Annotated in this window: 16 protein-coding genes and 1 other annotated feature; all 16 genes read left to right on the top strand. The window is 42.4% G+C overall.

Annotated elements, in window-relative coordinates; all coding sequences use genetic code 11:
• Positions 1 to 166: 166 nt before the first annotated feature.
• The 16 genes from mreC (at position 167) to pheA (ending at position 13,548) form a co-directional block, all read left to right on the top strand.
• Positions 167 to 1,006 carry a rod shape-determining protein MreC gene (mreC, locus tag ACWPWY_RS14440; protein ID WP_454192302.1) on the top strand — a complete coding sequence of 280 codons (840 nt, stop codon included), beginning with the start codon at positions 167 to 169 and terminating at the stop codon, positions 1,004 to 1,006.
• Positions 1,006 to 1,539, top strand: coding sequence for a rod shape-determining protein MreD (mreD, locus tag ACWPWY_RS14435; RefSeq protein WP_454192301.1), 534 nt, complete (start codon positions 1,006 to 1,008; stop codon positions 1,537 to 1,539). The genes mreC and mreD overlap by 1 nt, the downstream gene beginning before the upstream one ends.
• Positions 1,540 to 1,615: 76 nt before the next feature.
• The gene (gene minC / locus ACWPWY_RS14430) at positions 1,616 to 2,278 is read left to right on the top strand and encodes a septum site-determining protein MinC (protein WP_454192300.1); all 663 of its coding nucleotides are present in this window, start codon (positions 1,616 to 1,618) and stop codon (positions 2,276 to 2,278) included.
• Positions 2,279 to 2,283: 5 nt separating this feature from the next.
• Positions 2,284 to 3,078, top strand: a complete 795-nt coding sequence (minD, locus tag ACWPWY_RS14425) for a septum site-determining protein MinD (RefSeq protein ID WP_454192299.1) — start codon at positions 2,284 to 2,286, stop codon at positions 3,076 to 3,078.
• 308 nt (positions 3,079 to 3,386) lie between these two features.
• A complete protein-coding gene (locus tag ACWPWY_RS14420; protein ID WP_454192298.1) occupies positions 3,387 to 4,283 on the top strand; it encodes a peptidoglycan DD-metalloendopeptidase family protein in 897 nt (298 codons plus the stop codon).
• Positions 4,276 to 5,130 (top strand): M50 family metallopeptidase, encoded by an 855-nt coding sequence (locus ACWPWY_RS14415; protein ID WP_454192297.1) that lies wholly within the window; start codon positions 4,276 to 4,278, stop codon positions 5,128 to 5,130. Before ACWPWY_RS14420 ends, ACWPWY_RS14415 begins: the two co-directional genes overlap by 8 nt.
• Positions 5,131 to 5,197: 67 nt before the next feature.
• Positions 5,198 to 6,388, top strand: coding sequence for an Rne/Rng family ribonuclease (locus ACWPWY_RS14410; RefSeq protein WP_454192296.1), 1,191 nt, complete (start codon positions 5,198 to 5,200; stop codon positions 6,386 to 6,388).
• A gap of 76 nt (positions 6,389 to 6,464) precedes the next feature.
• Positions 6,465 to 6,552 (top strand) — a sequence feature (ribosomal protein L21 leader region).
• Between the two features lie 13 nt (positions 6,553 to 6,565).
• Entirely contained in the window at positions 6,566 to 6,877 is a 312-nt protein-coding gene (gene rplU, locus ACWPWY_RS14405) for a 50S ribosomal protein L21 (RefSeq protein ID WP_160036361.1), read from the top strand.
• Between the two features lie 12 nt (positions 6,878 to 6,889).
• Positions 6,890 to 7,222, top strand: coding sequence for a ribosomal-processing cysteine protease Prp (locus ACWPWY_RS14400; protein ID WP_454192295.1), 333 nt, complete (start codon positions 6,890 to 6,892; stop codon positions 7,220 to 7,222).
• 18 nt (positions 7,223 to 7,240) lie between these two features.
• Positions 7,241 to 7,552 carry a 50S ribosomal protein L27 gene (gene rpmA / locus ACWPWY_RS14395; RefSeq protein WP_191802270.1) on the top strand — a complete coding sequence of 104 codons (312 nt, stop codon included), beginning with the start codon at positions 7,241 to 7,243 and terminating at the stop codon, positions 7,550 to 7,552.
• Positions 7,553 to 7,698: 146 nt separating this feature from the next.
• On the top strand, positions 7,699 to 8,442 hold the full coding sequence (locus ACWPWY_RS14390) for a Spo0B domain-containing protein (protein WP_454192294.1): 744 nt from the start codon (positions 7,699 to 7,701) through the stop codon (positions 8,440 to 8,442).
• A gap of 13 nt (positions 8,443 to 8,455) precedes the next feature.
• Entirely contained in the window at positions 8,456 to 9,766 is a 1,311-nt protein-coding gene (gene obgE / locus ACWPWY_RS14385) for a GTPase ObgE (RefSeq protein WP_454192293.1), read from the top strand.
• Between the two features lie 151 nt (positions 9,767 to 9,917).
• On the top strand, positions 9,918 to 10,355 hold the full coding sequence (locus tag ACWPWY_RS14380; protein ID WP_454192292.1) for an ACT domain-containing protein: 438 nt from the start codon (positions 9,918 to 9,920) through the stop codon (positions 10,353 to 10,355).
• Positions 10,356 to 10,393: 38 nt separating this feature from the next.
• Positions 10,394 to 11,680, top strand: a complete 1,287-nt coding sequence (locus ACWPWY_RS14375; protein ID WP_454192291.1) for a homoserine dehydrogenase — start codon at positions 10,394 to 10,396, stop codon at positions 11,678 to 11,680.
• A gap of 36 nt (positions 11,681 to 11,716) precedes the next feature.
• On the top strand, positions 11,717 to 12,679 hold the full coding sequence (thrB, locus tag ACWPWY_RS14370) for a homoserine kinase (protein WP_454192290.1): 963 nt from the start codon (positions 11,717 to 11,719) through the stop codon (positions 12,677 to 12,679).
• On the top strand, positions 12,676 to 13,548 hold the full coding sequence (gene pheA / locus ACWPWY_RS14365; RefSeq protein ID WP_454192289.1) for a prephenate dehydratase: 873 nt from the start codon (positions 12,676 to 12,678) through the stop codon (positions 13,546 to 13,548). Before thrB ends, pheA begins: the two co-directional genes overlap by 4 nt.
• Positions 13,549 to 13,737: the final 189 nt, after the last annotated feature.

The following is a 13,737-nucleotide window of genomic DNA, read 5'->3' as shown; positions in this document are numbered from 1 at the left end:
CACCATTCATTTTTTATGTTGATGCTACTGTTGGGATCGCAAGAAAGTAGAGAACAGGCCTTTGGCCTCGCTACACTTGCTTTCCCTTTTTAAGTAGTAGACATGATAGCGAAATAAGGGATGTAAGAGGGTGTTATAACTGTTTAAATGGCTTGGCAACAAAAGATTGTTTATTTTACTTGTTGGTATCATTATATTTATAGCCCTAATGGGTTTCACTGTGGGGTCAAGAGCAGGGTTATCCTTGCCTGAGAAATTCACCAAAGATATGGTTGGATTTGTTCAGCAAGTTTTTTATAAACCTGCGTCTTATGTTTCCGGATTTTTTGAAGATATAGCCAACCTGAAGAGACTTCAGACAGAAAACGAAATATTGAAAACAAAAGTTGCACAGTATAAACAGGATTCTGTGAGATACGGTAATCTCGCCGAGACGAATAAGCGGCTTCAAGAAGATTTGAAGTTCACAGAAGAACAGAAGAATAGACATAACTATACACTTCGAACGGCACAAGTTATCAGTGTAAATTCCGATCCTAACAACCGAGTACTGAATATCGACATCGGTGAGAACGCAGGAATTAAAGAGGGAATGGCAGTAACATCCCTTGATGGATTGGTAGGAACAATTAGTCATGTAAGTAACTTTACTGCGACCGTCACTCTTCTTACAGCACTCGACCCAAGCTCAAGCGATGCAAATGCGATTGCAGCCACCGTTGTAGGCAAAGAGAATAATACATTTGGCATGATTGAAAAATTTGATCCTAAAACAGGTTACCTGCAAATGACGAAAATTCCAGAAAGTTCCAACATAAAGGAAGAAGATGTTATTATGTCTTCCGGGATTATTGAAGGTTTTCCGAAGTATATGGTTATTGGTACTGTTAAGGAAATAGAAGTGAGTGAATATGGGTTGGCACAAGTAGCTTACATTGAGCCTGCGGCAAACTTCACTGACTGGAAGGAAGTATTTGTTGTCATTCCTCCGGAGGTAACTCCATAATGGCGGGCCGGAAGCAGGTGCTCATCATTCTGTTGTTCTTCCTCTTTGTGCTCGAAGGCACAATTATGCCGTGGATTATTCCGGATGCGTTGCTTCCTCGGTTAGGTTATAACTTTGTGTTTATTGCGATTTTGTTTGTGACGGTATACTATCACAGGCATACGGCACTAGTCCTTGGTATTATTTTTGGGTTGCTGCATGACGTTGTTTATTATGGACACATGATCGGACCATTTTCCTTCTCTATGGGACTGGCCGCGTATTTACTGGGTCTTATTTTTAAGTCACAGCGAACTACGATGCCGGTTATGATGATGGTTGTCATTTTAGGTAGTTTATTGTTTGATACGATTTTGTTTTTTATATATAAACTCTTTCAGCTCAATCACGTTTCCTATGATTGGGCGCTTGTAGAATACATGATACCTACGGTATTTATTCATTTTATATTTGCTCTTATTATCTATGTACCTTTGCGTAAACAGCTGGATAAGCTGTCTCGACATAGATCACTAAGTAAGGATAAGACGTAATGTTTTTTCATTTTGCAAGGAAAAGAAGGAACTGCTGCGCTTCGGCACGAATGTTTGAGATGGGAGGGACAGGCTTATGACAGTAAAATCGAATCATGTGACGATTAAAGGCATCAAGGATGGCCTGGTTTTTCTGATGGATGACGAGTGTGATTTAGAAGAGCTGCTGAGTGAATTACGATATAAACTGGAGCACAGCCATCAAAATATATTGTCTGGTCCCATTATTCATGTCGATATCAAACTAGGTTCGCGTGTCGTTACCGAAGAGCAGAAAGATGCCATTCTTGAAATTTTGAAAAAGAAAGGAAATCTACTGATCCGTTCCATTGAATCTCCGGATGCCAAGAATGACCTTACCGATGCAAAAGCGATTACGACTATCACCGGAATCATCCGGTCTGGTCAAGTTTTACATCATGAGGGTAACCTTCTATTACTCGGAGACGTAAACCCAGGCGGTACCGTTAGCTGTACGGGTCACATTTTTATTATGGGTGCGCTGCGCGGGATGGCTCATGCCGGAAGTTCTGGTAATGAAGAAGCGATCATTAGCGCGGCACATTTTGCCCCGACTCAACTGCGGATTGCAGAGGTTATCAGCCGTCCTCCGGACGAATGGGAGAAGCGTGAAGCGGGAATGGAGTTTGCTTACTTGCAGAACGGACAAATGCAGATCGACAAGACGAGTAATATCGTTCGTTTGCACCGTGATTTTAACGCGTTTAAAGGGGTGTAGCATACATGGGAGAGGCGATTGTTGTCACTTCAGGGAAAGGCGGCGTTGGAAAAACAACGACATCCGCCAACATAGGCACCGCACTTGCCTTATTGGGCAAGAAGGTATGTCTGGTAGATACAGATATCGGACTTCGCAACCTAGATGTTGTTATGGGCCTTGAAAATCGGATTATATATGATCTGGTAGATGTGGCTGAGGGCCGGTGTAGATTAGGTCAAGCTTTAGTCAAAGACAAGCGCTTTGATGAACTATATATGCTTCCTGCTGCACAGACCAAAGATAAAAATTCGATATCCCCCGATCAGGTAAAAGATATCGTGTTAGAACTGAAAAAAGATTTCGAATATGTCATTATTGATTGCCCAGCCGGAATTGAGCAAGGATTTAAAAATGCGATTGCAGGAGCAGATCAGGCGATTGTAGTAACAACACCTGAGAATGCAGCTGTACGTGATGCTGACCGAGTTATCGGTCTACTTGAAAGTTCGCATGTGAAATCTCCAAAACTTGTGGTCAATCGAATTCGTAATAATATGGTAAAATCAGGAGATATGCTGGATATTGATAGTATTCTACAGGTGTTAAACATTGACCTTATTGGAATTGTTCCTGATGATGAGCTGGTTATCAAAGCTGCAAACTCAGGTGAACCAACGGTTATGAATCCCGATTCGCAGGCAGCTATTGCGTATCGTAATATAGCAAGACGTATTCTTGGTGATACGGTCCCGCTTATGTTGCTTGAACAGAAAAAAGGTGTGTTTACACGCTTTAAGAAATTTTTTGGGATGGGTTAATTTAATTTATCTACACAAATGAAACAGCTGAATTGGCATTTGAATGCTTCTTCGTATGTTGTTCATCCTCGTAAGTACTTAAATATCGTGCGATATTTACGGGATTGGTCTATTTCTGATCGTTCTCGTATTTTTGTCGGCACTGAAATAAATGGGACAAAAACGATGCTTAAAGAATGGTTAAAAGGCACGGGAGCTTAAAAGCTCCCGTGCCTTTTTTGATATAAAAGGAAGGCTTGTTCATATTCATCTGTTTCTGCTCATAAAATCAAATAGTGGAAGTATACCTCACTAGGAGGACTGAGTTTATGGACATCAAACAAAATATAAAAGAACGAAGAAAAGAACGTATTAGGGAGCTTCTTGAACCCGAGGCAAGCCATCTGGAGAAAAATGTGATGGGACAGGAATTCATAGGACAAGAATTACAGGAGAAACAGAAGCCTATAGAACAGCCGACAGAGCGGCTTTACCGATATGATCGAACAGATCAGGCAGAAGAAGAACGGGATCCTGAAGTTCTATGGAAACAGGGATACCGAGGCTGGGGGGAACTTCCTGATGAAAGTCCACCTGTCCGTCCGGGACGATTTAGGAGAGGTTTTGTAAAAAGGCTTGCGGTCAGTGTGATATTGTTTGGAGCAGTTCTGGGTGCATTCAAGTGGGATGCTTCTTTTCTACAGCCGGCCAAACTGTTTATTGCTGACAGTCTTCACCGAGAGATGGATTTTACGGCTGCTACTGTATGGTATACAGACCATTTTGGCGGGGCGCCTTCTTTTCTTCCGATCTTTCAAAATGATGATCCATCCCCGCTGAAAGTGTCTGCCTCGCGTAAATATATGACTCCGATACAAGGGACCATAGCGCAGCCGTTCGCGATTACGATGAAAGGGATTGAAATTGTCCCCGATTCGGATGGGGGAGGAATTCAGCAAGTACAGAGTATGGACGCGGGACGGGTCATTGAAGTGAGCAAAAGTCCTGAGGTGGGAACTACGGTAGTCATTCAGCACACAGCGACACTAACTGGTATCTATGGTCGTCTGGAAGAAACCAAATTAACCGTCGGTTCATGGGTAGAAGAGGGAGATCGCATAGGTCAAATCTCGGCAAGTACTTCCGATCAGGATCAAACTTTTTATTTTGCACTTAAAGAAGGAGACACCTATATTGATCCGACGGAAGTGATATCATTTGATTAATGTGATGGGTGTTCGGCTGTCCATGCATCCGGTATTTGTTCTCTTAATGATGCTGTCCGTTGCCACGGGACAGTTTATTGAACTCATCACTTTATTTGTGATTGTGTTTATTCATGAATTAGGACATGCATCAGCAGCAGCACTGCTTGGTATTCAGGTAAGGTCTATTCAAATGCTGCCGTTTGGCGGCGTTGCAGTCATTGAAGACAGAGGTGATTTGACTGCGGGAAAAGAAATCCTTATTTCACTAGCCGGGCCTCTTCAGAATGTAATTATGATGGGAGCTGCAGTAGGAATGCTCAGCTTACAATGGTGGGATGGGGAGTTTCTGATATATTTTATTCAGGCGAATGCAATCATTGCCTTGTTTAATCTTCTACCTATTCTTCCGCTCGATGGAGGGAAAATCGCTCAAGCTCTGATCAGCTTATTTCTTCCTTATTATAGAACACTCGTTATTACTTACAGGCTGAGTATTGTCGCTAGTGTCGTTATGATTATCATCTCGTTGTCTCCCTTTTTAATGAAGGAGTCAGGGAAAATAGAGTTAAACATTCTGCTTATGGGATGTTTTTTACTATATTCGGGAATCGAAGATTACCGCAACATACCTTACCGATTTGTTCGGTTTTTAGTGAATAGGGATAAGTTGTTTGCTTATCATCTATCCTCTGCTAGTCTTGCACAGCCAATAATTTCAATCCCTACGAAACCTTTAGATGCAATCTTGCGTTTATTTAAGAGAGAGCGATATCATATGATCTATGTCATGAATGCTAAGGGCGAGATCATAGGTGTTCTGCCGGAACAGCGCATTATTGAGTCATATTTCGAGAAAAAGGGGTAATTCACAAAATAAGTGAGCGCGCGATTACTATTATTTTCTTTTTTTAAAAGTCTCTAGAGGTGAAGCCATGAAACAAATGATTGTACACTGCCAACCAAACATAACGCAAATGGCACTTTTGGAGAAAGGCAAGGTAGTTGAGTACGCAGCAGAACGGACAGGGGAACGTGGATTACTTGGTTCTTTTTTTAAAGGACGGGTGGTCAATGTATTACCAGGTATGCAAGCTGCCTTTGTGGATATTGGCCAGAAAAAAAACGCCTTTTTGTACATTGATGATGTATTGCACCCGCATTTGGATAAGCAGCCCGAGGTAAAACCTTTGATTACGGAACTACTTCACGCTGGTCAGGAGATCATCGTACAGGTCTTCAAAGAACCTGTAGGAGGTAAGGGAGCTAGAGTGACGACACATTACGCGCTCCCTGGACGCTATATAGTGTACATGCCGCTTGCTGGATACATTGCTGTTTCCAAGAAAATTGCAAAAGAAAGTGAACGAAATCGGTTAAAGACAATCAGTGAAAAGTGCAGAGCAGAGAATGAAGGAATGATCATTCGAACTGTGTCCGAATCAGAAAGTTTGGAATCCATTGATGGCGATTTGATTCAGCTCCGTAAACAATGGGAAAGAATTCAGTTCAGGGCAGAGACAAGTAACGCTCCGCGTTTACTCCATCAGGACTTAAGTATTGTACAACGATTTATACGTGACAGCTATACAGAAGGCGGCGATGAATTTGTCATCGACGATGAGCAAAGAGCAAAAGAAGCTGCAGCTTATTTTATGGAAATGGTATATAACGAAATCCCGAAAATTCATGTCCATCATAGTAATCAAACGGTGTTTGAAGCTTACGGAGTTCAAGAACAGCTGGAGAGAGATTTTAAGCGAAAAGTTTGGCTTGGCGGTGGTGGGTATGTCGTTATCGACCATACGGAAGCACTCACCGTAATTGATGTCAATACAGGTAAGTATATTGGTGGACGAAATCTTGAGGAGACCGTAACCGCAACGAACCTCCAAGCCGCAGCGGAGATCGCTAGGCTTATTCGTCTTCGGGATATCGGTGGAATTATTATTATTGATTTTATTGATATGGAGAAGGAAGAAAACCGCAGTGAAGTCTTACGGACACTTGAAGTAGAAATTAAGAAAGATCGAACAAAGTCTGTTGTAGTTGGATGGACAAGGCTTGGATTACTTGAGCTGACACGCAAAAAAGTGAGAGAAGAAAGCACACTTTTTATTGACTAGAAGGTTTGGAGAAATTATTGATTTTTATTATTGAATCTGTTACAATCACTAAGTATGTGTTTAGTATTCATTGCTGCACATGCTGCAACCGCTCCGATCAGGTTGAAGTACTACACTCCGTATGGACGTGCAGTCACCTGGATTAGGCGAGTCTGAGACATGAGGAGGTGCAAGCAAATGTACGCAATTATTGAAACTGGTGGTAAACAATACAAAGTTCAAGAAGGCGATGTTCTTTTCATCGAGAAATTGAACGCAGCTGATGGTGAAACTGTAACGTTTGACCGTGTTTTAGCTGTTTCCAGTGAAAATGGATTGACTGCAGGAACTCCGGTAGTAGCCGGCGCAACTGTAACAGCGACTGTTGAAAAACATGGTAAAGGTCAAAAGGTTGTTATCTACAAATACAAACCTAAAAAGAACTACCGTGTAAAACAAGGTCATCGTCAACCTTACACTAAAGTAACAATCGGCAAAATCCAAGCGTAAGAGGGTGGAACAGTGATTACTGTACACATTTTTCGTCTTAGTGATGGCAGCATTCGTGGTTTTTCAGTGAAGGGCCATGCGAATTATGCAAAAGCCGGTGAAGATATTGTATGTGCGGGTGTATCTGCCGTAACCGTGGGTGCCGTGAATTCAATTGAAGCCCTTACGGGTGTTCAACTTGATGCGGAAATGGAGCATGGTCTTGTCAGTGCTTATCTTCCTTCCGGAATTCAGGACAATATCTATTCTCAGGTACAGCTGCTGCTTGAATCACTTGTGGTTATGCTGAATTCGATTGTCGATTCATACGGTGAGTATATTCAGATAAAGCAGCACAATAACTAAAGAAGGAGGTAGACTACAATGTTAAAATTGGATCTTCAGTTATTCGCATCCAAAAAAGGGGTAGGTTCCACAAAGAACGGTCGTGATTCTCAGTCTAAACGTCTTGGTGTTAAACGTGCAGACGGTCAGACAGTTAGTGGCGGAAGCATCCTTGTTCGTCAACGTGGAACGAAAATTCATCCAGGTACGAACGTAGGTATCGGTAAAGATGATACTTTGTTTGCGAAAGTAGAAGGCGTTGTGAAATTTGAACGTTTGGGCCGCGATCGCAAAAAAGTGAGCGTCTACCCTGTTGATGTTGCTCCTGTAGCAGCTGCAGTAGAAGCGTAATAAGGCATTTAAGCCTAAGGAGCCTTCGGCATGTTTGCCGAAGGCTTTTTTTATATCGTGTTACTGTCTGATAACTTTGTGTATGATATACTGCCTGTATAGCCTGTAGAGAAGGGCTAACAAGATTTGATGAACGGGGAGAAGTTATGAATTCCTGGAAAAAAGTTCCCTATGCGGCCTTAACCTCAATTCTATTTCCGTTAGTACTGGTAATCATCTCGAAGAGTTTGATTTCGTGTTTGCTGCTTAGCATATGGATCATTGCTGTCTTTGTATTCATTTGTAAAAGAATAGACAAACAACTTGAGGAACAGCGCAGGCATATTACACAGAGGATGGAGAATGCTGCAATAGCAACATTAAACCATCACAGACATGACTGGATGAATGATCTGCAAGTATTGTATGGATATATTCGTTTAGGAAAAGCTGATAAATTGATACAAGCTGTGGAAAGAATAAAAGAGAGAACTACGGAAGAAAGTAAAATCTCCAAGCTCGGCATATCTTCTCTTGTTTTTTATTTGCAATCGTACAGAACGAGTGGCAGCCCGCTAGAACTTCATATTGAAGTTGAAGAAGGCTTGCGACTGGACACCTTGATTTCTCCCGAGGACGGTGAGATATTGACAGGGGCGATTGCAGATACGGTCAGAGCTTATCAATTCAGTAGCCGATCGTCTTGGGGAGAGATCCGCAAGCTGATGATACTTTTTCATCAGGATCAAGGTGATATCATCGTGCGTTTCGAAGGAGAGAAGGTATCGCCTGAGACCGAAGCTTGGAGTAATCTGTTTACCATAAAGCAAGGTATTAAAGTAAAAGTCGAAGCGGAACAGACCACGGAAGAACATGCATTATTTCAGTTTCGTGTGACTTGCGGTATATGAGGAAGGAGCAGTTATGTTTGTAGATAAAGCGAAGATATATGTAAAAGGCGGCGATGGAGGGGACGGTCTTGTTTCCTTTAGACGTGAGAAGTATGTACCAGAGGGTGGACCTGCAGGTGGCGATGGAGGAAAAGGCGGCAGCGTTATTTTCCGAGTTGATGAAGGCCTAAGAACACTCATGGACTTTCGTTATCAGCGTCATTTCAAAGCAAAACGTGGAGAAAAAGGTCGTAACAAAAGTCAACACGGTGCTAATGCAGAGGATATGATTGTTCGAATTCCTCCGGGTACAGTTGTTACAGATGAGGATACGGGAGAAATCCTTGCGGACCTGACGCGTCACGGTCAGCAAGTTGTAATTGCTCGTGGTGGCCGCGGAGGACGGGGGAATATCCGTTTTGCAACGGCTAACAATCCAGCTCCAGAACTTGCGGAGAATGGGGAAGAAGGTCAAGAGCGTTATATTGTTCTTGAGATGAAAGTAATGGCAGACGTAGGGCTTGTAGGATTTCCTAGTGTCGGCAAATCTACTTTGCTGTCCGTCGTTTCCGGTGCGAAACCGAAAATCGGTGCATACCATTTTACAACAATTACTCCGAATTTAGGTGTGGTTGAAGTAGGAGAAGGGCGCAGCTTTGTAATGGCAGATTTGCCTGGTCTAATTGAAGGGGCAAGCGAAGGGATCGGTCTAGGTCATGAATTCTTACGACATGTCGAGCGTACTCGCGTTATTATTCATGTTGTGGATATGAGTGGTTCAGAAGGAAGAGATCCTTTTGAAGATTGGATCAAAATTAATGATGAGCTTCGTCAGTATAATGAAAAATTGATGTCTAGACCGCAAATTGTGGCAGCTAACAAGATGGACATGCCTGAATCAGAAGAGAATCTGGCAGCCTTTGCGAAGAAAGTTAAAGAAGTTCGTCCAGATATAGAAATTTTGCCGATCTCCTCATTAACTAAACAAGGAATCAAAGAACTTCTCTATAAAGCAGCAGATCTTTTGGATGCCATCCCAGAAGAACTAGTGGTAGAAGAAGTTTCTGAGGTGAGTGAGCGTAAAGTCTACAAACTTGAAAAAGCAGAAGACGAAGGGTTTACCATTGTCCGTGAGAATGAGATGTTTGTTGTACACAGTGCTAAAATTGAGCGTATGATGAAACGAATGCAGCTTAATTCACATGAGGCCATTATGAAGTTGGCTCGTACTCTTCGTTATATGGGAGTAGATGACGAACTTCGTAAACGTGGTGCAAAAGATGGTACGATTGTCCGTATTTCTGATTTTGAATTTGAATTTGTTGAGAGCAGCAGTTACTTTTAACCAACGCTAGAAAACATAAGAAAGCGGATATCCTTTAAAAGGGTATCCGCTTTTTTTTATGTTTTTCATTCCATATGTCTATTGCCCTTTTCGTGGCTATCCTATATAATGTCCACTATGCGAATACAATAGTCTTTGAGGAGAGGACGTTTTGAAAGAGCGTTACTACTTAGTTAGGGAAGATATTTTACCAGAAGCGGTCGTTAAGACCATGCAAGTGAAGCAGTTGCTTGCGACAGGTGAAGTGAAGACAGTGCATGAGGCAGCCGAGCGGGTAGGTCTTAGCCGGAGTGCATTTTACAAATATAAGGATGGAATTCATCTCGTTAATCAGTTAGAGAAAGAAAGGATTGTTACCATCTCTATTGACTTGGAGCATGAATCAGGTATGCTTTCTCAAGTACTGTCTTTAGTGGCAGCATGTGGGGGAAATGTACTTACGATACATCAAAGTCTTCCGCTTCAAGGAAGGGCGAATGTAGTAATCTCTGTGGAAATCTCGCATGTAACCGAAGAAATCGGTGATATGTTGGATCAACTTGAAAATTTGCATGGAGTGAAACGTACAAGACTGATAGGCCAGGGTTAGAGGAGAAACACTAAATCGTACATTAGGGGATGAATGATATGAAACCAATTAAAGTAGGTTTGCTTGGTTTAGGGACTGTAGGAACTGGTGTGGTTCGCATCGTGGAAGGGAATCAAGAGGATCTTAGCAGTCAGGTTGGTTCACCGATTGTGATTGAGAAGATTGCTGTTAAGAATACAGAAAAAGCCCGTAATATCAATGTGGATTCCAATAAATTAACAGAAGATCCCTGGGAAGTGATTCGTCACCCGGACATTGACGTCATTGTGGAAGTCATGGGTGGAGTAGATCAAACAAAAGAGTATATTTTAGAAGCGCTTGAGCGAGGAAAGCATATTGTAACTGCCAATAAGGATCTTATGGCACTTTATGGATCGGAAATCTTAGCCAAAGCAGCAGAAAAACGTTGTGACGTATACTATGAGGCTAGTGTAGCCGGCGGAATTCCAATCATTCGTACGTTAATTGAAGGGTTCTCCTCTGACCGTATAACTAAAATCATGGGAATAGTGAATGGAACAACGAATTATATATTAACAAAAATGAGCCAAGAAGGCGTTTCTTATGAGGAAGTATTAAAAGAAGCACAGGATCTTGGATATGCAGAAGCAGATCCAACTTCTGATGTAGAGGGTCTTGATGCTGCTCGCAAAATGGCGATTCTGGCTACACTAGGATTCCATACGAATGTGGAGCTTCGCGATGTATCGGTTTCTGGAATCTCTTCCGTTACAAAAGAGGATATTGGTTATGCACGGCGTCTTGGTTATGAGATGAAGCTGCTTGGTATCGCAGAGCGTCAAGACGACCAAATCTCGATTAGTGTTCAACCGACCATGGTGAAGAAACAACATCCGATTGCTTCGGTTAATGGAGTATTCAATGCCGTTTACGTGCATGGAGAAGCTGTTGGAGAGACTATGTTTTACGGAGCAGGTGCAGGAGAAATGCCTACAGCTACTTCTGTTGTAGCTGACCTTGTGTCGATTATCCGTAACTTGAAGCTTGGTGTCAGTGGACTGAAAGCAATTGCTCCATATAAAGAGAAAAGATTGATTAGCGATGAAGATATTAAGTATAAATATTTTATTTTGCTTCATGTGGATGATAAGGCAGGCGTTCTCGCACAGATCACACAAATATTTGCTGAGTATAATGTGAGTCTTGCATCGGTCGTACAACAGCCAAATGAATTGAATCCGGATGCAGAGATTATTATCGTGACACATGATGCAAGTAAAGCCAATATGGATAAGGTACAAAAGCATTTTGATTCGCTTGATGTAATTCGTAAAGTGAAAAGCGTGTACCGCGTAGAAGGCTGAACTCATTTCGGATGACTTGGAGGGGAATTACTAGTTATGAATAACATCGTAAGAGTGAAAGTCCCGGCCAGCACAGCGAATCTTGGTCCAGGCTTTGATTCTTTGGGAATGGCACTCACCTTGTATTCTTATATAGAAATGCAGCAAGCGGAGGAGACTTGTATCGCTTTGCATGGTGAACATCTGGACGGGATTCCAACGGATAAATCAAACCTAATCTATAAAGTAGCGCAGAGTGTATTTGAAGAAGCAGGAGTGGAGATTCCGGAACTTTCTATATCTATGTATTCTGAGGTCCCGCTTACACGCGGGCTTGGAAGCAGTGCTTCTGCTATTATCGGCGCTCTTGTGGCTGCCAACGCACTTATTGGCTCACCATTAACAAAGGATCAATTATTTACGCTAGCTACACAAATAGAGAAGCATCCCGACAATGTCGGTGCCTCGCTATTCGGTGGTTTTGTTGCCACAGCTTGGGATGGAAACAATGCTCATTATGTGAAGATTGATCCACCAAAAGAATTAGAAATTCTGGTCGTGATTCCGCATTTCCAGTTATCAACAACCAAAGCGCGTGATGCATTACCGAAAAGTCTTTCCCTTCAAGATGCGGTCTATAACATTAGCAGATCTTCTTTGTTAGTTGGAGCGGTGGCTGCAGGGCGCTATGATTTGCTCGCGGCTGCTATGAGAGATAGGCTTCATCAGCCTTATCGGGCAGAACTTGTACCTGGAATGGCAGAAATTTTGGAACAAGCTCCTCATAGAGGTGCTCTTGGAGCATCGCTTAGTGGAGCAGGACCTACTGTGCTTGCGCTTGTGCATAGAGAGGAAGCTCGGAAATACGAACTCGAGGACTATATGCTCGAAACGATGAAATCACATGGTCTTGAGGCAGATACACTATGGCTCCAACCGGATCATAATGGAGTGCAAATAATGACAAAAATGCACACGGACTCATTTTTGGACATGTTAAAAGGGGAAGTTAAAGCATGAAACGAGTTGCATTATTGCCAGAAGGCACGGTATCCCATGAAGCACTCGATTTTTTGTTTGGGGACGAGCCCTATGAAGGGAATCATTACAAATTGATCTCCGACGTATTTCGGTCCACAGATCGGGGGAATAGTAATTACAGTGTTATTCCGGTGGAGAACACAATAGACGGTTCCGTAAGCCTACATATGGATTGGTTGATACATGAAGTAGACATTCCCATGCAATGTGAGTGGGTATATCCTTCTATTCAGAATTTGATTGGGGATCAATCAGAGTTTTTGAATGACAGTGATGAGATTGACTTCACACGTATTCGAAAAATCATGTCTCATCCCGTAGCAATCCCGCAATGTCTACAGTTTATCCGTACCTATGCACCTCAAGCAGAACTTGAGAGTGTAGGAAGCACGGCTGAAGCAGCGGAGATTGTGAAGAAAAATCCAGGAAAAGGTTGGGCTGCCATTGCTACGCGTCTTGCAGCTCAAAAACACGGTCTTGATCTAATGGCTGAGCGCGTTACAGATCATGATAATAACTATACTCGGTTTGTATTAATTGGACATGATCCTATTCAGTTGGATAGAGAAGCGGATCATATTAAGACCAGTGTCTTAGTTACTCCTCCAGAGGATTTTGCAGGGGCGCTTCATCAGGTCTTATCCGCATTTGCTTGGAGAAAGTTAAATTTGTCGCGAATCGAATCCAGACCTACGAAGAAAAGATTGGGTAATTATCATTTTTATATTGATGTACTGGAGTCCGTCGATTCTGCATTACTGCCAGCAGCTTTTGCAGAAATTGAGGCACTCGGTTGCCAAGTGCGTGTATTGGGCTCCTATCCTTGTTACATATACAGGGAAGTATAATTCGGGTCCAGGCACTTTTTACTTCTAATTTAGAAACAGATGATTGTGTTATATAATCGCGTTGAACCTCATTTAGCAACCTATCTCGAATAGGATTTTTGCTAAATGAGGTTTTTTTTGCGAGAAATGATGTCAATGTGAAAAGTCCTGCATAGGATGAGAGTAACGAAAGAAAGGGCGAATGTCATG

Source organism: Paenibacillus sp. Marseille-Q7038 (assembly GCF_965111595.1).
This window is presented reverse-complemented; position numbering and strand designations above follow the sequence as displayed.